This is a genomic window from Streptomyces sp. NPDC101160, from assembly GCF_044768205.1.
Lineage (GTDB): Bacteria > Actinomycetota > Actinomycetes > Streptomycetales > Streptomycetaceae > Streptomyces.
In genome coordinates this window covers 119,644-138,732 of record NZ_JBIWPJ010000006.1, presented here as the reverse complement: position 1 = coordinate 138,732, position 19,089 = coordinate 119,644, and the positions used below count along the sequence as shown (strand labels likewise).

The window sequence follows — 19,089 nt, the reverse complement described above, 5'->3', positions numbered from 1 at the left end:
GCGCCGCTTGTACGGAAATCCGAGGATCCGAGGAGAGGTGGGCTACATGGCAGCCGCCGGGAGAAGCACCGGAAGAGGGACCACTGTCCAGCGGAGGGTGCTCGCCGTCGGCGCCCTCGCCGTCGCCCTGACGGCAGGCCTGGCCGGCTGCTCCGACTCGGGAGGTTCCAACCCGAAGGGCGCGCCGGGTGCGGGACCCGCGAGGAAGGGCGCTGCCGCGGCCCCGCAGAGCGCGGTCCGGCTGATCGGCGACGGCTCCACCGCCTTCACCGGCGCCCAGCCCAACCAGCCGGTCTGGCAGCGCCTGAAGCCCGGTCAGGTGCCGCCGCAGTTCGTGGTGTTCTCCTGGGACGGCGCCGGCGAGGACAGCCAGAAGCTCTTCTCCCACTTCCGCAAGGTGGGCAAGGAGTACGGCGCGACGATGACGTACTTCCTCAGCGGCGTGTACCTGCTGCCGGAGGAGAAGCGCGACCTCTACGACCCGCCGCAGCACTCCCCGGGCCGCTCCGACATCGGCTTCAACGACCTCGAGGGCATTCGCGACACCGTGCGGCAGCTCCGCGGCGCGTGGGAGGAGGGCAACGAGATCGGCACCCACTTCAACGGCCACTTCTGCGGCAAGGACGGAGGCGTGGGCACCTGGTCGGTCGACGAGTGGAAGAGCGAGATCAACCAGGCCAAGTCCTTCGTCAAGCACTGGAAGACCAACGCCGGCCTGAAGGCGGAGCAGCCGCTCCCGTTCGACTACGACAAGGAGCTCGTCGGCGCCCGCACGCCCTGCCTGGAAGGCCGCGAGAACTTCGTCAAGGCGGCCTCCCAGATGGGCTTCCGCTACGACACCAGCGGCGTCAACGACCAGATCTGGCCCAAGAAGGACCGCGGCCTGTGGGATCTGTCGATGCAGCTCGTGCCGGTCCCCGGCCGCGCCTTCCAGACGCTGTCGATGGACTACAACTTCCTGGTCAACCAGTCCGGTACGACCCAGGGTGACCCGTCGCAGCACGAGTACTGGGGCAACCAGATGCGCGACGGCCTCGTGCAGGCCTTCGAGCGCTCGTACCGGGGCAACCGGGCGCCGCTGATCATCGGCAACCACTTCGAGTCCTGGAACGGCGGCACGTACATGCGGGCCGTCGAGAACACCATCGCCACGGTCTGCGTGCAGAAGGACGTCAAGTGCGTCTCCTTCCGCCAGCTCGCCGACTGGCTCGACGCCCAGGACCCCGCCGTCATCGCCAAGATGCGCACCCTGAAGGTCGGCGAGGCACCGCGGGGCGGCTGGCAGTCCTTCCTGGCCCCCCAGCCGGCCGCCCCCGCCGGCGCCCCGGCCGCCGCTCCGGTCAAGCCGGCTGCACGGCACTGAACCCTTCGGCGAGGCCGAGCTCTTCGGACAGGGTGAGCCCTTCCGACAGCACGAACCCGGGGTCGACCTGCGCCGCCAGGTCGGCCCCCGTCTTGGCGTTGCCCCAGCTCTCCGCGTTGCGGAGGTGGAAGTGCACCATCTGGCGGGTGTAGCGCTCCCAGTCGCGGTGGGCGTACGAGTCGTCCGCCGCGTTCCGGAGGGTGCGCAGGGCCGTGCGGTTGGCGGGCTCCAGGAAGTCGAAGCGGGGCGGGCGGCCCTTCTCCATGGCGCGGACCCAGTCGGAGTGGCCGACCGTGACCAGGAGGTCGTCGCCGACCTCGGAGCGCAGGAAGTCGACGTCGTCCTCGCCCTGCACCTTGTTGCCGACGACCTTGAGCGCCACCCCGAAGTCCCGCGCGTACTCCTTGTACTGGCGGTAGACGGAGACGCCCTTGCGGGTCGGCTCGGCGACCAGGAAGGTCATGTCGAAGCGGGTGAACATGCCGGAGGCGAAGGAGTCGGAGCCCGCGGTCATGTCGACGACCACGTACTCGTCCGGGCCGTCCACCAGGTGGTTCAGGCACAGCTCCACCGCGCCGACCTTCGAGTGGTAGCAGGCCACGCCGAGGTCCGACTCGGTGAACGGGCCCGTCGCCATGAGCCGGATCTCGTCGCCGTCGAGCCGCACGGGCCGGGCGCAGGCCGCGTAGACCGGGTTGTCCTCGCGGACCCGGAGCAGCCGCGAACCCTGCCCGGGCGGCGTCGTCTTGATCATCGAGTCGGCGGAGGCGATCCGCGGGTTGTCGCCCCGCAGGTACTCCTTGATCAGCGGCAGGTGCGCCCCCATCGCGGGCAGCGCCGCGGCCTCCTCGTCGGAGAGGCCGAGCGCCGCCCCGAGGTGCTGGTTGATGTCGGCGTCGACCGCGACGACCGGGGCTCCGGTGGCGGCGAGGTGTCGGATGAAGAGCGAGGACAGCGTGGTCTTGCCGCTGCCGCCCTTCCCCACGAAAGCGATCTTCATGTTCACCTAGCGTAGTGGAATGACTGCGGTTCGTGGTCGGGATGCGTGAAGAAGACCACTCCAAGGTGGGGCGGGCCCGCCGGGCGCGTAGCCTCCCTACTTATGAGTACGCACGCCTCTGATCCCCTGGCCGCCCTCGGCTCCCTGCCGGGCGTCGCTGACTCGGTGGACTCCGTACGCAAGGCCGTCGACCGGGTCTACGGCCACCGTGTGATGCGCCGTCGCAGCAACGAGATCACCTCCGAGGCGGCGCTGCGCGGCTCGCGCGGTTCGGCCGCGCTCGCGGGTGCCGACTGGGCCCTGGAGGAGGTCCGCCGGCGTACCGACTTCAGTGCCGACCCGGAGGCCCGCACGATCGGCGCGGCCCTGCGGCTGACCGCCGAGTGCGGGCAGCTGCTGTCCATCTGGCGCCAGTCGCCGGTGCGCGTGCTGGCCCGGCTGCACCTGGTCGCCGAGGGCGAGCCGCTCGACTCCACGGGCCGGCCGCGCCAGGCGGGCGAGACGGTGGACGAGCCGCTGATCGAGGCGCCGCTGCCGACTCCCGCGGAGGTTTCGGCCCGGCTCGACGGGCTCGCGGAGCTGATCATCGCGGGCGGCGACGCCCCGGCCCTGGTCACCGCCGCCGTCGTGCACGGCGAACTCCTCGCCCTGCGCCCCTTCACCTCGCACAACGGCCTGATCGCGCGGGCGGCGGAGCGGATCGTGCTGATCGGCAGCGGCCTCGACCCCAAGGCGATCTGCCCGGCCGAGGTCGGTCACGCGGAGCTGGGGCGGGCGGCCTATCTGGCGGCCTTCGAGGGGTATCTGTCCGGGACCCCGGAAGGCATGGGCGCCTGGATCGCGCACTGCGGGCGGGCCGTGGAGCTCGGCGTCCGGGAGTCGACGGCCGTCTGCGAGGCGCTGCAGCGCGGCGCGGCCTGAACGTCCCGTGCGGGGCGGGGAAGTCCCCGTACATGGGTTGCGGCGGTACCAGACTTCGGTACCGCCGCTGGCACGTCTACCCAGTTACCAAGCGTCCTCGATATGTGCCCATCAGGCGGGGAACTTTGCCCTGCGCCTGGTGCGGCTGGCCCTTAATCGAAGGGTCGACGTCGCGTGGGTGCCAGGTTTCTGTGCGTTAGGTCCGTGGGGCCGACTTGCTCAACAGGTGATCCTCTCGGATGTCCTAGGTCTCGCGGGCCTGATTCCTTTCTACTCCTGTCCGGGAGGAAGCGAAAGTGCTGACTCCGCTTCTTTTCTTTCATCTCAAATCCGGGCAAAGCGATCGGCAAGGCCGAGCGGTCTAAGCGGCCTGGGCGGCCCGGGTCAGCGAGGCCGCCTGCCGGCGACGGCTGGCGTACCAGACGAGCGCGGCGGTGGCGGCCGCCGCGCCCAGCGCCGCCGCGGCGACGAGCGCCGGACGGGGCGGCATCTCGGGCAGCCGCTGCTTCAGCCGGACCGGCTTGTCGAAGGCGAGCACCGGCCAGTCCCGGGCGACCGCCTCGCGCCGCAGCGTCCGGTCGGGGTTCACCGCGTACGGGTGGCCCACCGCCTCCAGCATCGGCAGATCGGTCGCGGAGTCGCTGTACGCGTAGCAGCGCGAGAGGTCGTACCCCTCGGACTCGGCCAGCTCCCGCACCGCCTCGGCCTTGGTCGGCCCGTAGGCGTAGTACTCCACCTCGCCGGTGAAGCAGCCGTCATCGCCGACCACCATCCGGGTGGCGACCACCCGGTCGGCGCCGAGCATCTCGCCGATCGGCTCGACGACCTCGGCCCCGGACGTCGAGACGATCACGACGTCGCGGCCGGCCGCGTGGTGGTCCTCGATGAGCGAGGCCGCCTCGTCGTAGATGATCGGGTCGATCAGATCGTGCAGGGTCTCGGCCACGAGCTCCTTGACCTGCGCGACGTTCCAGCCTTTGCAGAGCGCGGAAAGATATTCGCGCATCCGCTCCATCTGGTCGTGATCGGCTCCGCCGACCAGGAACACGAACTGGATGTAGGCCGTCCGCAGCGCGGCACGGCGGCTGATCAGTCCGCCCCGGTAGAAGGACTTGCTGAAGGTCAGCGTCGAGGACTTCGCAATGACCGTCTTGTCCAGGTCAAAGAAGGCGGCTGCGCGCGGCATCGAGTGGTTTTCCACGAGCCCGAGCATAGGTGCCCGCCATTCGGCGTACGCTGGGGCGCGTGGGTTTGCCTGAGAAGGCTCTCGGGTACACCATGGAAGTCACGGATCGTTCGCGACCGTGCTAACCCGGACCGGCTCCTCCCCCCCCGAGTCGGCCGGAGAGACGACCCCCGCTCTCCCCCCCGGCGGGGGTCGTCGCATGTCCGGACCCGTTTTCGGCCTTCGAACCGACATGCCTGTCCCTCCTTCCAGCTCGCGCCCCGGCGCCGCCCGGGCAGCCGCACGACACGCCATTTCGTCACTCAGCGTAGTCGCTGGACTCCTCTCCGGGCAGCCCCTGTTTGGGTGGCGAAGTTATTCACAGGCGGCGGGTTATCCACAGTTTTCGAGCAAGATCCACAAGATTTCCGAGACGGCTGCACGGTGATTCCGGCCGCGAAGTTCGCGGACCGCTGGAATCGCGTGAGGAGTGTGCGCCGTGCACGGATCGAAGGCTTCCGGAAGGCCGGTTCGAGGCGGGTCCACCGCCCGCCGGGGCGCCGGCTCGGACATGGACACGGGCCCAGGCCCTCAGGCGGGTACGGGCGCGGGCCCGCGTGCGGGTGAGGAAGGGGTGCGGCAGGCCCGGCCGCTGATCGTCACCGAGGACCTGGTGCTCCTCGACGACCTGCTGCGGCTGTGCGCCGCCGCCGGCGCCGAGCCCGACGTGCACCACACCGTGCCCGAGCGCCCGCCCGGCTGGAGCGACCCACCGCTCGTCCTCGTCGGCGACGACGCGGCGGCCCGCTGCCGGGGCGCCACCCGCCGGCCCGGCGTGCTGCTCGTCCACAGGGAAGCCGACGACCCTGGCGTATGGAGGCGCGCCGTCGAGCTCGGGGCCGAAGGAGTCCTGACCCTGCCCGGCGAGGAGAACCGGCTGGTCGACCTGATCGCCGACGCCGTCGAAGGGACCGGCCGGCAGGCCCTCACCGTGGGCGTCATCGGCGGACGCGGTGGCGCAGGCGCCTCCACCCTCTCCTGCGCCCTGGCGCTCGCCGCCGCGCGGGCCGGGGAGCGCACCCTGCTCCTCGACGGCGATCCACTCGGCGGCGGACTCGACGTACTGCTCGGCGGCGAACGTGTCGAGGGCCGGCGCTGGCCCGACTTCGCCGCCTCGAAGGGGCGCGTGGCAGGCGCCGCCCTGGAGGAGTCGCTGCCCTCCGTCCGGGGCGTGCGCGTCCTCAGCTGGGACCGTGGGGACCCGGTGCGGGTGCCGCCCGAGGCCATGCGCTCGGTGCTCGCAGCCGCCCGCAGGCGCGGCGGAGTCGTCGTGGTCGACCTGCCCCGCCATGTCGACGGCGCGGTCACCCAGGCGCTCGCCCAGCTCGACGTCGGGCTGCTGCTCGTCCCCGGCGAACTGCGGGCCGTCGCCGCCGCCCACCGGGTGGCCGGAGCGGTCGGCACGGTGCTCCGTGACCTGCGCACGGTCGTCCGCGGGCCGTACGCGCCCGGGCTCGACGAATGGTGGATCGCCGATGCCCTGCGGCTGCCCCTCGTCGGTGAACTCCCCGCGGAAGAAGGGCTCCCGGCTGCCGGGGACAGCGGACCGCCGCCCGGTGCCGACGCCCGCGGCGGACTCGGCCGCTTCTGTACCGCCTTCTGGGAGCGCGTGCTCGCCCCGGAGCGTGCGGCATGAGCGGCGCGGGGCTGCTCGACGCCGTGCGGCAGCGGCTCGCCGAGAGCGGCGCCGAACCGACTCCGGCCCGCGTCGCGGCGGCGCTGCGCGCCCAGGGCCGGCTGCTCGGCGACACGGAAGTGCTCGGCGCTGCCGAGGAGTTGCGGTGCGAGCTCATCGGCAGCGGTCCGCTGGAGCCGCTGCTCGCCGACCCCCGGGTCACCGACGTCCTGGTCTCGGCACCCGACCGGGTCTGGGTGGACCGCGGCGCCGGACTCGAACCGACCGGGGTGACCTTCCCGGACGCCGCGGCCGTACGGAGACTGGCGCAGCGGCTCGCGGCCGTGGCCGGCCGACGGCTGGACGACGCCCGGCCCTGGGTGGACGCCCGGCTGCCGGACGGCACCCGCATGCACGCAGTGCTGCCACCGGTCGCGGTCGGCTCCACCTGTCTCTCGCTGCGGGTGGTGCGGCCGAGGGCCTTCTCCGTGGCGGAGCTGACCGAGGCCGGCACGGTCCCACCCGGCGGCGAGCCGCTGCTGCGGGCGCTGGTCGAGGCGCGCGTCTCGTTCCTCGTCAGCGGCGGCACGGGATCCGGCAAGACGACCCTGCTCTCCACGCTGCTCGGTCTGGTGGGCGAGCGGGAGCGGATCGTCGTCGCCGAGGACTCCGCGGAACTGCGTCCCGACCACCCGCATGTGGTGCGCCTGGAGGCACGCCCGCCCAACCAGGAGGGTGCGGGGCTCGTGACCCTGCGGGACCTGGTGCGGCAGGCGCTGCGGATGCGGCCGGACCGGCTGGTCGTGGGTGAGGTCCGCGGGCCGGAGGCGGTCGATCTGCTCGCCGCCCTCAACACCGGCCACGAAGGCGGCTGCGGGACGGTCCACGCCAACACGGCGGCCGACGTGCCGGCCCGGCTGGAGGCCCTGGGGACGGCGGCGGGACTCGACAGGGCCGCCCTGCACAGCCAGTTGGGCGCCGGGCTCTCGGCGGTGCTGCACGTGGTGCGGGACGGGTCGGGGCGTCGGCGGATCGCCGAGGTGCACGTCCTGGAGCGGGACCGGGAGGGACTGGTGGTGACGGTGCCCGCACTGCGCTGGACGGCCGGCGGGTTCGAGCGCGAGCGGGGCTGGGGGCGGCTGCGGTCGCTGATCGGAGGGGAGCGATGACGATGACGACGGTCGCAGCGGTGCTGTGTGCGGCGCCGGTGCTGTGGTGGACGGCCGTGCGGGAGCGGGCACTGCGCCGGGCCCGGCTGGTCCTGGCGCTGCCCGGCGGGACGGGAGCGCTGCTCCGGCCCGTGGCCGCCGGGCGCTGGTGGGAGGCGGTGCGCGGCCGGAGGGAGTGGTGGTGTCTGCCGGTGGCGGCGGTGTGCGCGCTCCTCGGAGCCTCGCCGCTCCCGCTGCTCGCGGGCGCGGTGGCGGTGCCGCTGATGGGCCGCAGGCTCCGGGCCGCGAGGGCACGCCGGGAGCGGGAGGCGCGGGCGGACCGGGTGGTGGACCTGTGCGGGGCGGTCGCCGGCGAGCTGAGAGCGGGGTGGCAGCCCGCCCAGGCGCTGGCGTTCGCGGCGCGGACGACGGGGGCGCTCGGCGGCGAGGAGGCGGCGGTCCTGGCGGCGGCCCGGTTCGGCGGGGACGTGCCGGAGACGCTGCGCCGGGCCGGACGGCGGGACGGGGCCGACGGGCTCGCCGGGATGGCCGCGTGCTGGCAGGTCGCCGTGGACGGCGGGGCGGGCCTCGCCACCGGCCTCGACCGGCTCGAGGCCGCGCTGCGGGCCCACCGGGACCAGCGGGAGCGGCTGCGGGCCCAACTGGCCGGGGCCTGGGCCACGGTGGCGGTCCTCGCGGTCCTGCCGGTCGCCGGACTCGGTCTCGGGGCGGCGCTCGGGGCACGTCCACTGCGGGTGCTGCTGCACACCCCGGCCGGCCTGGGATGTCTGCTCGTCGGCGGGGTCCTGGAGGCCGTGGGGCTGTGGTGGGCGGCCCGGATCGTGCGGGGCGGTGAGCGGCTGTGACGGCGGTTCTCGCGGTGCTCTGCGCGCTGGCGGCGGCGGTCGCGGCACTGTCCGCAAGACGCCGGGACCGTCGGACGCGTCGCCGGGCCGGGCTGCTGCTGCTCGCGACGGTACCCGCACCCGAGCGATGGCGCGGCCTGCGGCTGCCGCCCCGGGTACGAGCCTGGGCGGTGCCCTGCGCTGCGGGCCTGGCCGGGTACGTGCTGGTGGGCGGGGCGCTGGGGCTGCTCGTCGGAGCCGGCGTCGCCGTGGGCGCGTGGTGGTGGCGGGAGCGACATCCGCGCGACGCGCCCGAGATCGCGGCAGAACGGGCCGAAGTGGAGCGCCAGCTGCCGCTGGCCGCCGATCTGTTGGCCGCCTGCGCCTCGGCCGGGGCGGCCCCGGGCGAGGCTGCGGAGGCGGTGGGCCGTTCCCTTGGCGGTCCGGTCGGCGAGCGGCTGATCCGTACGGCGGCCGAGCTGCGGCTCGGCGGTGAACCGGCCGAGGTGTGGCGGAGGTTCGGGGAGATACCCGGGGCGGCGGGCCTCGCCCGCTGCCTGGAGCGCGCGGCCTCCTCGGGGGCGCCCGCGGCCGAGGCCGTGGCACGGCACGCCGAGGGCCTGCGGGCGGCCCGCGCCCGCGCGGCGGCGACCCGGGCACAGCGGGCACAGGTGCTGATCACGGCGCCGGTCGGGCTGTGCTTCCTGCCCGCCTTCCTGGCGGTGGGAGTGGCCCCGGTGGTGATCGGCCTCGCGAGCGGACTGCTCGGCGGCAGATGAAGACACGGCAGAAGACAGAAGACACGGCAGATCAAGACAGAAGTCGGCTGATGGCAGAAGTCGGCTGAAGGCGACGAATCGGACGAGGAGTTGGACATGAAGGTCGGGACGTGGACGTTCCTGAAGAAGTGGTGGCGGACCCGGACGGCGGCGGTACGGCGCGACTCCGGCATGAGCACCACCGAGTACGCCATGGGCACGATCGCCGCGGCGGCGTTCGCGGCCGTGCTCTACAAGGTGCTCACCAGTGGCACGGTCTCGAAGGCGCTGGAGTCGGTGATCGGGAAGGCCCTCGATGCGCCGTTCTGACCGGGGGGCGGTGACCGCGGAGACGGCGGTCGTGCTGCCCGCCCTGGTCCTGTTCACGGCTGCGCTGCTGTGGGCGCTGGCCGCGGCCGCCGCGCAGATCCGGTGCGTGGACGCGGCCCGGGCCGGAGCGCGGGCGGTGGCCCGGTCCGAACCGGCGCCGGCCGCCGAGGCCGCAGCCCGGGCGGCCGCTCCCGACGGCGCCCGGGTGACCGTGGCGCGGGAGGGCGAGCTGTGGCGGGTGACGGTGGAGGCGACGGCGCCAGGCCCCGGCGGCCTGGGGCTGACCCTGCGGGCCGGCGCGGCGGCGCTCGCCGAGGACACGGTGGGGGAGGCGGCGCCATGAGCCGGCGGCCCGGGACGGACCGGGGAGTGGCGACGGTGTGGACGGCGTTCGCCGCGTGCGCCCTGTGCGTGGTGTTCGGCGCCGTCCTGGCCCTCGGCCAGGCCGTCAGCGCCCGCCACCGGGCGGGTGCGGCCGCCGATCTGGCGGCCCTCGCCGCCGCCGACCGTGCCCTGTGGGGCGAGGCCGACGCCTGCGCCGCCGCCGGCCGGGTGGCCGTCGCCCAGGGGGCCGCGCTGCCGCGCTGCCGGGTCCGGGAGGACATCGCGGACGTCACCGCCCGCGTCACGCTCGGCCCCTGGTCCGCCGAGATCAGGTCGCGGGCGGGCCCGCCGGGTCTGCCGGGCCCGCCGGGTCTGCCGGGCCCTCCGGGTCTGCCGGGCCCTCCGGGTCTCGCTGGCCCCTCGGGTCTTCCGGGCCCACTGGGTCTGCCGGACCTCTCGGGCTCGGGTCTGCCGGACCTCTCGGGCTCGAGTCTTCCGGACCTCTCGGGCTCGGGTCTTCCGGGCCCACCGGGTCTGCCGGACCCTCCCGGTCCACCGAGGCCCCCGGGCCCGCCGGGTCTCGCCGGCCCCTCGGGTCTTCCGGGCCCTCCGGGGCTTGCGGGCCCACCGGGTCGTCCGGACCTCTCGGGTCCTCCGGGCCCACCGGGGCTTCCAGGCCCACCGAGGCTCCCGGATCCGCAGGGTCTTCCGGGCCCTCCGGGGCTTGCGGGCCCTCCGGGCCCTCGTGGCCCTCCTCGCCTTCCCGGGCCTGCGGCTGCGGCGCCTCGCGGAGGAGTTCCGTGAGGAGGCGGACCGCGCCGCGCTTGTGGAGGGGGTCGTTGCCGTTGCCGCACTTGGGGGACTGGATGCAGGAGGGGCAGCCGGAGTCGCATTCGCAGGAGGCGATGGCCTCGCGGGTGGCGGTGAGCCAGGCGCGGGCGGTCTGGAAGGCGCGCTCGGCGAAGCCGGCGCCGCCGGGGTGGCCGTCGTAGACGAAGACCGTCGGCAGCAGGGTGTCGGGGTGGAGCGGGACGGAGACGCCGCCGATGTCCCAGCGGTCGCAGGTGGCGAAGAGGGGGAGCATGCCGATGGAGGCGTGTTCGGCGGCGTGCAGGGCGCCGCCGAGGATCTCCGGGTTGATCCGGGCGGCGTCGAGCTGGTCCTCGGTGACCGTCCACCACACGGCCCGGGTGCGCAGGGTGCGGGGCGGCAGGTCGAGCTTGGTCTCGCCGAGCACCTCGCCGGTGATCAGACGGCGGCGGAGGAAGGAGACGACCTGGTTGGTGACCTCGACGGAGCCGTAGCAGAGGCGGCCGGCTCCCCAGGGGATCTCGGTGTCGGTGGACAGGACGGAGATGGAGGTGGTGTCGCGGGCGGTGGTCGAGTAGGGCGGGTTCGCCTCCTCGACCAGGGCCACGGAGTCCTTCAGGTCGAGCTCGCGGACGAGATAGGTGCGGCCCTGGTGGAGATGGACGGCGCCCTCGTGGACGGAGGCGTGGGAGGCGGCCTCGTCGACGGTGCCGAGCAGCCGGCCGGTGCCGGCCTCGACGATCCGGACCGGGCTGCCTCCGCCGCCCCGGATGTCGGTGAGGTCGGCGGCCCGCTCCCGGCGGGTCCAGTACCAGCCGCCCGTGCGGCGGCGCAGCAGCCCGGCCGACTCCAGCTGGGGCAGCAGTCCGGGCGCTGCCGGGCCGAAGAGTGTCAGGTCGGCCTCGGTCAGCGGGAGCTCCGCGGCGGCGGCGCACAGATGGGGGGCGAGGACGTAGGGGTTGTCGGGGTCCAGGACGGTCGACTCGACGGGCTGCCGGAAGATCGCCTCGGGGTGGTGGACCAGGAAGGTGTCCAGCGGGTCGTCGCGGGCGACCAGGACGGCGAGGGCGCCCTCGCCCGAGCGGCCGGCCCGGCCGGCCTGCTGCCACAGGGAGGCGCGGGTGCCCGGGTAGCCGGCGATGACCACGGCGTCCAGGCCGGAGACGTCGATGCCGAGCTCCAGGGCGGTCGTCGCGGCGAGACCGAGGAGTTCCCCGGAGTGCAGGGCCCGCTCCAGGGCGCGCCGCTCCTCGGGGAGGTAGCCGCCCCGGTACGCGGCGACCCGGCGGGCGAGGGAGCGGTCGACCTCGGCGAGGCGTTCCTGGGCGATCACCGAGATCAGCTCGGCGCCGCGCCGGGAGCGGACGAAGGCGACCGAGCGGACGCCCTGCACGGTCAGGTCGGTCAGCAGGTCGGCGGTCTCGGCGGTGGCGGTACGGCGGACCGGGGCGCCCTGCTCGCCGTGCAGCTCGGTCAGCGGCGGCTCCCACAGGGCGAAGACCAGTTCGCCGCGTGGGGAGGCGTCGTCGGCGACCTCGGTGACCGGCAGGCCGGTGAGCCGGCCGGCGGCCAGGGCCGGCTCCGCGGACGTGGCCGAGGCGAGCAGGAAGACCGGCTCGGAGCCGTAACGGGCGCAGACCCGCCGCAGCCGGCGCAGCACCTGGGCGACGTGGGACCCGAAGACACCCCGGTAGGTGTGGCACTCGTCGACGACGACATAGCGCAGGGAGCGCAGGAAGGAGGACCAGCGGGGGTGGGAGGGGAGTATGCCGCGGTGCAGCATGTCGGGGTTGGTGAGCACGTAATTGGCGTACTGGCGGACCCATTCGCGCTCTTCCACCGGCGTGTCGCCGTCGTAGACGGCGGGCCGGATCCGGTTGCCGAGCGGGGCGGCCAATTGGCGTACGGTGCGTCGCTGGTCTGCGGCGAGGGCCTTGGTGGGGGCCAGGTAGAGGGCGGTGGTGCCGCGGCCGTTGGGCGCCTCGGCGCCGTCCAGGAGAGTGGACAGGACGGGGGTGAGATAGGCGAGCGACTTGCCCGACGCGGTGCCGGTGGCGATCACCACGGAGGTGCCGTCCAGGGCGTGCTCGGCGGCCTCCGTCTGGTGGGCCCAGGGGTGCTCGATGCCCGCCTGCTCGATGGCGGCGATCACCTCCGCCCGGATGCGGTGCGGCCACACGGCATGGCGGCCCTCACGGGCGGGCAGATGCTCCGTATGGGTGATGCGCGCGGCCCGGCTCTCACCTCGGGAGAGCCGGTCGAGCACCTCGCTCGGAGAGGGGCGGCTGCCCGTCTCTGCGGCGGGTCGGCTGGGGCGGTGATTCTCGGCCATCGGCACCGAGTGTGTCACCGGCGTGACGGACAATGCTCCCAAGGCGTCGTGCATGGCTGCCGGTAAGTGATTGAATGCCATCGCGGCCGGCGTCCGTCCCGTGGCTCCGCACGGGAGTCCAGAGGGACGGCCGCTCGATAGCTAGGTGCTGGAGGACCCGTGGACCTGTCTCTCTCGACTCGCACTGTGCCCGGCCCCAACGGCGACCGAACGGTCGTCGAGGTCGGCGGCGAGATTGATGTGTATACCGCGCCCAAGCTGCGCGAGCAGTTGGTCGAGTTGGTGAACGACGGCAGCTACCACCTTGTTGTCGACATGGAAGGCGTGGACTTCCTCGACTCGACCGGCCTCGGCGTGCTTGTGGGCGGGCTGAAGCGCGTGCGCGCGCATGAGGGCTCGCTGCGCCTGGTCTGCAACCAGGAGCGCATCCTCAAGATTTTCCGGATCACCGGTCTGACCAAGGTGTTCCCGATCCACACGTCGGTGGACGAGGCCATCAACGCTGCCGACTGAGGCCGCGCAGCCGTCGCGCGGCCCTCGCCCTCGTGCAGCCCTCGAGAACCCCAGGGGAATCGCATGGCCACTGTTGAACTCCTCTTCAGTGCTCAGCCCGAGCATGTCCGCACGGCCCGCCTGGTGGCCGCCGCGGTCGCCAGACGGGCCGGGGTCGACGAGGCGGTCCTCGACGAGGTCCGGCTCGCCGTGGGCGAGGCGTGTTCCCGGGCGGTCGGGCTGCACCGCAGCAACGGGGTCACCACCCCCGTCCGGGTCGTGCTGACCGAGGAGGAGAAGAGCTTCTCCATCGAGGTCGGCGACGAGGTGCCGGGTGCGGGTGTGGCGGCGGCCGACGCCGCCGGCGTGCCCGGCGCGCGCGACGCGGCGCCGGACGAGGACTTCGACGACGCGGGTGGCGAGGACGAGATGGGTCTCGCGGTGATCCGCGGGCTCGTCGACGACGTCGAGGTGAGCGCCGGCCAGGAGGGCGGCACCATCCGGATGAGCTGGCCCGCCAACCCGGACGCCGCGCTCGCCTGACCCTCGGCTGTGGCCGTGGCGGAAGCCGCGCCCGCAGCCGACACCACAGAGTGAAGAAGAGGCCCTGCCACGCAGGGCCTCTTTTCATGCCTCGGGCCCCGGATCCGCCGCGAATGCCCTGGTCGCATTGCCGCATTCGGCGGTACTTGAAAGGTATTCGCGAATTACAAATGCGGCGCCCTGCTTTGCCCGGGTTTCCTCCTTAGAATCCGCCTTGTCCTGACTTCATGACGTCAAGGAGGACGGAATGGCGGGTCTCGCAGCCGCGGTGCTCACCCAGGAGAACCGCGTGATCGTGGTCGTCGTCGCGGCCGTCGCGCTCGCGGCGCTGCTCGTGGCCCAGCTTCTCGTCCGGCAGGTGCTCCGGGCGGGTGAGGGCACGGAGAGGATGAAGGAGATCGCGGCCGCCGTCCAGGAAGGCGCGAACGCCTATCTCGCCCGGCAGCTGCGCACCCTCGGCGTCTTCGCCGTGGTCGTGTTCTTCCTGCTGTTCCTGCTGCCCGCCGACAACTGGTCGCAGCGGGCCGGCCGCTCGCTGTTCTTCCTGGTGGGGGCGCTTTTCTCGGCGGTCACCGGGTATGTCGGCATGCGGCTCGCCGTCCGCGCGAACGTGCGCGTCGCCGCCGCGGCCCGGGAGGCCACGCCGGCCCCCGGCGAACCCGAGAGGGATCTGACGGCCGTCGCCCACCGGGCCATGAAGATCGCGTTCCGCACCGGTGGCGTGGTCGGCATGTTCACCGTCGGCCTCGGCCTGCTCGGCGCCTCCTGCGTGGTCCTCGTCTACGCCGCCGACGCGCCGAAGGTCCTGGAGGGCTTCGGCCTCGGCGCCGCGCTCATCGCCATGTTCATGCGCGTCGGCGGCGGCATCTTCACCAAGGCCGCCGACGTCGGCGCAGACCTCGTCGGCAAGGTCGAGCAGGGCATCCCCGAGGACGACCCGCGCAACGCCGCCACCATCGCCGACAACGTGGGCGACAACGTCGGCGACTGCGCGGGCATGGCCGCCGACCTCTTCGAGTCGTACGCCGTCACGCTCGTCGCCGCGCTCATCCTCGGCAAGGCCGCCTTCGGCGACCTCGGACTCGCCTTCCCGCTGATGGTGCCGGCGATCGGCGTCGTCACGGCGATGATCGGCATCTTCGCGGTCGCCCCGCGGCGCGCCGACCGCAGTGGGATGAGCGCCATCAACCGGGGCTTCTTCCTCTCCGCGCTGATCTCGCTCGCCCTCGTCGCCGTCGCCGTCTTCGCCTACCTCCCGTCCTCCTACGCCGAGCTCGAGGGCGTCACCGAGCCCGGCATCCCCACCCACAGCGGCGACCCGCGCGTCCTCGCCCTGGTCGCCGTCGCCATCGGCATCGTGCTCGCCGCGCTCATCCAGCAGCTCACCGGCTACTTCACCGAGACCGGCCGGCGCCCGGTCCGCGACATCGGCAAGTCCTCCCTGACCGGCCCGGCCACGGTCGTCCTCGCCGGCGTCTCCCTCGGCCTGGAGTCCGCCGTCTACACGGCCCTGCTCATCGGCCTCGCCGTCTACGGCGCCTTCCTGCTCGGCGGCGCCTCCATCATGCTGGCGCTGTTCGCGGTCGCCCTGGCCGGCACCGGGCTGCTCACCACGGTCGGCGTGATCGTCGCCATGGACACCTTCGGACCGGTCTCCGACAACGCCCAGGGCATCGCGGAGATGTCCGGCGACGTGCAGGGCGCCGGCGCGCAGGTGCTCACCGACCTCGACGCCGTCGGCAACACCACCAAGGCGATCACCAAGGGCATCGCCATCGCCACCGCCGTCCTCGCCGCCTCCGCGCTGTTCGGCTCCTACCGGGACGCCATCGCGACCGCCGTCGCCGACGTCGGGGCGAAGGCGACCGAGGCGAACCTCTCCATGAACATCTCCCAGCCCAACAACCTCTTCGGGATGGTGCTCGGCGCCGCCGTCGTCTTCCTCTTCTCCGGGCTCGCCATCAACGCGGTGGCCCGCTCCGCCGGAGCGGTGGTGTACGAGGTGCGGCGGCAGTTCCGCGAGCACCCCGGGATCATGGACTACACCGAGAAGCCCGAGTACGGGCGGGTCGTCGACATCTGCACCAAGGACGCGCTGCGCGAACTCGCCACGCCCGGACTGCTCGCCGTGATGGCCCCCATCGCGGTCGGCTTCACCCTCGGCGTCGGCCCGCTCGGCTCGTACCTCGCCGGCGCCATCGCCACCGGCGCCCTCATGGCCGTCTTCCTCGCCAACTCCGGCGGCGCGTGGGACAACGCCAAGAAGCTGGTCGAGGACGGCCACTACGGCGGCAAGGGCAGCGACGCCCATGCCGCGACCGTCATCGGCGACACGGTCGGCGACCCCTTCAAGGACACCGCGGGCCCGGCGATCAACCCGCTCCTGAAGGTGATGAACCTGGTGGCGCTGATCATCGCCCCGGCGGTCGTGCAGTTCAGCTACGGGGCCGACGCGCGCGCCTGGCTGCGGGCGCTCGTCGCGGTCATCGCGATCGCCGTCATCGTGGCCGCGGTCCGTGTCTCCAAGCGGCGTTCGGTGGCGGTCGGCGACGACACGCCCGAGCGGAACGGTTCGTCGACGGACGCCACCGTCCCCTCGTAACCCTTGTTGATGCACCGTCAAAGCCCGGGTGCCGGCCGGGGGTCGACGGCCTGTTCCGACGTGACGTCCGCCCCTGTTCGCTTGGTTCAAACGGCTGCAATGCCGGATGAACCGGTCGCACGAACGGTGGATCCCACCCGCATGGCGTGTATGTTCCGGGGCCGAGAGCCTTGGAAGGGACCGATCCGGTGAACAAGAAGCTTGCGGCCGCACTGTCCGGCGGCGCGGTACTGATGCTCGTGCTGTCCGGTTGCAGCGACGACGAGGGCAACAAGGTCGACGACTGGGCCAAGACGTTCTGCGACCAGGCGCAGCCGCAGATCCAGAAGCGGGCCAACGCCAACCAGCTGATCATCTCCACGGCGGCCGACAGCAAGCCGGCTACCATCCAGGCCGCCGACTCCAAGGCATTCCAGGACATCGCCGCCGCCGACCGGGCCCTCGCCAAGGCCGTCGAGAGCGCCGGGGCGCCCCCGGTCGACAACGGCCAGAAGATCCAGCAGGACGCCATCAAGGAGCTCAACGCCACGGCCGTGGCCTACGACGGGCTCAAGAAGCAGGTCGACGCGCTCGACACGACGAACCAGCAGAAGTTCGCCGACGGGCTCAAGGTCGTCTCGGACAACCTGGCGAAGATCCAGAACATGGACCAGGACGCCGTGGCCAAGCTCCAGGCCGGCGAGCTCGGCCAGGCCATGGCCAAGCAGCCGGGCTGCCAGACCCCGAAGGCGTCCGTGCCGCCGAGCGCGTCCCCGAAGGCGGGCGCGCCGGACGCCCAGCCGTCGGGTGCCGCCAAGCCGTCCTCCTCCGCCACCTCCGCCAAGCCGTCCGGTTCCGCGAAGCCCTCCGACTCGGCGAAGCCCTCCGCCTCCGCCAAGAGCGAGTAGTCAAGCGAGTAGTCCGCACCGAGCCGGCGCGGCGGACTCCGCACCGGACTGACAAGCGGACTTCGCAGCGGACTCCACAACGGGCCGACCGGGCGCCTTCGCCGGGTCGGCCCGCCCGTTGTCGGTGGCGGCCGTCACAATGGGGCACGTGAGTACGACCAGCACGACCACCAGCCTTCCGGTGCCCACGCACGCCGCCCGACTGCGCGAGGCACTGCTCGCCGCCGACTTCACCGCCGACGGTCTGCTCGACCTGCTCGGCGCCCAGGCGTACGCCGCCCTCGCCCGCAGCGAGGTCGTGCCCGCCCTCCGTGCCACCCGCGGGGACGCCCCGCTGGACACTCTCGTCCGGTTGTTCCTGCTCCAGCGGGCCGTCGCGTACGAGCGGGCCGCCGCCGCCCTGCCCATGGAGGAGGCGCTCGCCGACGGCTGGGTGGTGCGGGAGGACGACGCCGTGCTCGCCACGGTCGACGTCCGGCCGTACGGCGGTCCGGACGGCGAGGACTGGTTCATCGTCTCCGACCTGGGCTGCGCCGTCGGCGGCGCGGGCGGCATCGGCAAGAAGGACGAAGGCGTCGTCCTCGGCGTCGGCGGGGCCTCCACCACCCTCGCCGGCATCACCGTCCGCACCCCCGTCGCCACCGCCCTCGACCTCGGTACCGGCTCCGGCATCCAGGCGCTGCACGCCGCCCAGCACGCCACCCTGGTCACCGCCACCGACCTCAACCCGCGCGCCCTCGACTTCACCCGGCTCACCCTCGCCCTCTCCGGGGCCCGGGGCGCCGAGCTGCTCCAGGGCTCGCTCTTCGAGCCGGTCGACGGGGACACGTACGACCTGATCGTCTCGAACCCGCCGTTCGTGATCTCCCCCGGCGCCGGACTCACCTACCGCGACGGCGGCATGGGTGGCGACGACCTGTGCCGCACGCTGGTGCAGCAGGCCGGCGACCGGCTCAACGACGGCGGGTACGCGCAGTTCCTCGCCAACTGGCAGCACGTCGAGGGCGAGGAGTGGCAGGACCGGCTGCGCTCCTGGGTGCCGCGCGGCTGCGACGCCTGGATCGTGCAGCGCGAGGTCCAGGACATCACGCAGTACACCGAGCTGTGGCTGCGCGACAGCGGTGACCACCGCGGCGACCAGGCCGAGTACCGGCTCGCGTACGGGCGGTGGCTCGACGAGTTCGAGGCCCGCAAGACCAAGGGCGTCGGCTTCGGCTGGATCACCCTGCGCAAGAACCCCGCGGTGGCCTCCGGCGCGGTCGAGCCGTCGATCGTCGTCGAGGAGTGGCCGCACCCGGTCGAGCAGCCGCTCGGCGACACCGTGCGGGCCCACTTCGACCGCCAGGACTATCTGCGCGCCCACGACGACGCGGCCCTGCTCGCCGGCCACTTCGTCCTCGCGCCCGAGGTCGTGCAGGAGCAGGTCGGCATGCCCGGCGCCGAGGACCCCGAGCACGTGCTGCTCCGGCAGAACCGCGGGATGCGCCGCGCCACCCGCGTCGACCACGTCGCCGCCGGCTTCGCGGGCGTGTGCGACGGCACGCTGAGCGCCGGGCAGATCCTGGACGCCATCGCGCAGCTCACCGGCGAGGACCCGGTCGTGCTGCGGGACCGCACGCCGCAGGCGATCAGGCTCCTGGTCGAGGAGGGCTTCCTGCTGCCCGCCGGATCGCGCTGAGCGGCTGAGGGACGCGTTCCGAGCCCTGACCGAAGCTCCGTTCCCGCGGCCTTGCCTGACGGACCCGCAGGCCGCGGGCGCGCGGCCTGCGGCACTGCGCCGGCGTGATGTGAGAAGAGCCGGGATGTGACGAAGAGCCGTGATGTGACGAAGGCAAAAAGAGGAGAGGGAAGAGGAGGGGAAGAAGGGGGAGGGGAGTACCGGCCATCCTCGTGA

At 73.2% G+C, this 19,089-nt stretch carries 16 protein-coding genes and 1 pseudogene; 14 read left to right on the top strand and 3 right to left on the bottom strand.

Features of this window, described 5'->3' with window-relative positions; genetic code table 11:
• Positions 1–46 precede the first annotated feature (46 nt).
• The gene (locus tag ACIRSU_RS20005) at positions 47–1,363 is read left to right on the top strand and encodes a hypothetical protein (protein WP_403793861.1); all 1,317 of its coding nucleotides are present in this window, start codon (positions 47–49) and stop codon (positions 1,361–1,363) included.
• Here ACIRSU_RS20005 and ACIRSU_RS20000 read toward each other — a convergent pair.
• Complete coding sequence (locus ACIRSU_RS20000) at positions 1,341–2,363, bottom strand: ATP-binding protein (protein ID WP_403793859.1); 1,023 nt, start codon at positions 2,361–2,363, stop codon at positions 1,341–1,343. The two genes, ACIRSU_RS20005 and ACIRSU_RS20000, sit on opposite strands and share 23 nt — an antisense overlap.
• A 102-nt stretch (positions 2,364–2,465) precedes the next feature.
• Here ACIRSU_RS20000 and ACIRSU_RS19995 point away from each other — a divergent pair, with 102 nt between their 5' ends.
• Positions 2,466–3,284, top strand: coding sequence for an oxidoreductase (locus ACIRSU_RS19995; RefSeq protein WP_403793857.1), 819 nt, complete (start codon positions 2,466–2,468; stop codon positions 3,282–3,284).
• Positions 3,285–3,645: 361 nt separating this feature from the next.
• Here the strand turns inward: ACIRSU_RS19995 and ACIRSU_RS19990 are convergent, their stop codons facing one another.
• Positions 3,646–4,497, bottom strand: a complete 852-nt coding sequence (locus ACIRSU_RS19990; protein WP_403793855.1) for an HAD family hydrolase — start codon at positions 4,495–4,497, stop codon at positions 3,646–3,648.
• A gap of 523 nt (positions 4,498–5,020) precedes the next feature.
• On the opposite strand from ACIRSU_RS19990, the gene ssd reads away from it, so the two are divergent.
• The 7 genes and pseudogenes from ssd to ACIRSU_RS19955 all read left to right on the top strand — a co-directional run.
• Positions 5,021–6,145, top strand: a complete 1,125-nt coding sequence (ssd, locus tag ACIRSU_RS19985; protein WP_403793853.1) for a septum site-determining protein Ssd — start codon at positions 5,021–5,023, stop codon at positions 6,143–6,145.
• Entirely contained in the window at positions 6,142–7,293 is a 1,152-nt protein-coding gene (locus tag ACIRSU_RS19980; RefSeq protein ID WP_403793851.1) for a TadA family conjugal transfer-associated ATPase, read from the top strand. The genes ssd and ACIRSU_RS19980 overlap by 4 nt, the downstream gene beginning before the upstream one ends.
• Positions 7,290–8,138 (top strand): type II secretion system F family protein, encoded by an 849-nt coding sequence (locus ACIRSU_RS19975; RefSeq protein WP_403793849.1) that lies wholly within the window; start codon positions 7,290–7,292, stop codon positions 8,136–8,138. Before ACIRSU_RS19980 ends, ACIRSU_RS19975 begins: the two co-directional genes overlap by 4 nt.
• Positions 8,135–8,896, top strand: coding sequence for a type II secretion system F family protein (locus ACIRSU_RS19970; RefSeq protein ID WP_403793848.1), 762 nt, complete (start codon positions 8,135–8,137; stop codon positions 8,894–8,896). The genes ACIRSU_RS19975 and ACIRSU_RS19970 overlap by 4 nt, the downstream gene beginning before the upstream one ends.
• A gap of 96 nt (positions 8,897–8,992) precedes the next feature.
• Positions 8,993–9,205 (top strand): DUF4244 domain-containing protein, encoded by a 213-nt coding sequence (locus ACIRSU_RS19965; protein WP_403793846.1) that lies wholly within the window; start codon positions 8,993–8,995, stop codon positions 9,203–9,205.
• Entirely contained in the window at positions 9,192–9,548 is a 357-nt protein-coding gene (locus ACIRSU_RS19960) for a TadE family type IV pilus minor pilin (protein WP_403793845.1), read from the top strand. Before ACIRSU_RS19965 ends, ACIRSU_RS19960 begins: the two co-directional genes overlap by 14 nt.
• Positions 9,545–9,817: pseudogene (locus ACIRSU_RS19955) on the top strand (Rv3654c family TadE-like protein); the annotation flags it as partial. The gene ACIRSU_RS19960 and the pseudogene ACIRSU_RS19955, both read left to right, overlap by 4 nt.
• Before the next feature lie 40 nt (positions 9,818–9,857).
• Here ACIRSU_RS19955 and ACIRSU_RS19950 read toward each other — a convergent pair.
• Entirely contained in the window at positions 9,858–12,671 is a 2,814-nt protein-coding gene (locus ACIRSU_RS19950; RefSeq protein WP_403793843.1) for a DEAD/DEAH box helicase, read from the bottom strand.
• Positions 12,672–12,830: 159 nt separating this feature from the next.
• Between ACIRSU_RS19950 and ACIRSU_RS19945 the strand changes: the two genes are divergently transcribed.
• The 5 genes from ACIRSU_RS19945 to ACIRSU_RS19925 all read left to right on the top strand — a co-directional run bounded on the left by ACIRSU_RS19945 (position 12,831) and on the right by ACIRSU_RS19925 (position 18,873).
• Positions 12,831–13,184 carry an STAS domain-containing protein gene (locus tag ACIRSU_RS19945; RefSeq protein WP_345487142.1) on the top strand — a complete coding sequence of 118 codons (354 nt, stop codon included), beginning with the start codon at positions 12,831–12,833 and terminating at the stop codon, positions 13,182–13,184.
• Positions 13,185–13,247: 63 nt separating this feature from the next.
• A complete protein-coding gene (locus tag ACIRSU_RS19940; protein ID WP_403793841.1) occupies positions 13,248–13,706 on the top strand; it encodes an ATP-binding protein in 459 nt (152 codons plus the stop codon).
• Positions 13,707–13,953: 247 nt separating this feature from the next.
• Complete coding sequence (locus ACIRSU_RS19935) at positions 13,954–16,308, top strand: sodium-translocating pyrophosphatase (RefSeq protein WP_403793839.1); 2,355 nt, start codon at positions 13,954–13,956, stop codon at positions 16,306–16,308.
• A gap of 188 nt (positions 16,309–16,496) precedes the next feature.
• Positions 16,497–17,195: a small secreted protein gene (locus tag ACIRSU_RS19930; protein WP_403793837.1), complete on the top strand. Its 699-nt coding sequence runs from the start codon at positions 16,497–16,499 to the stop codon at positions 17,193–17,195.
• Positions 17,196–17,334: 139 nt separating this feature from the next.
• Positions 17,335–18,873, top strand: coding sequence for a methyltransferase (locus ACIRSU_RS19925; protein ID WP_403793835.1), 1,539 nt, complete (start codon positions 17,335–17,337; stop codon positions 18,871–18,873).
• Positions 18,874–19,089: the final 216 nt, after the last annotated feature.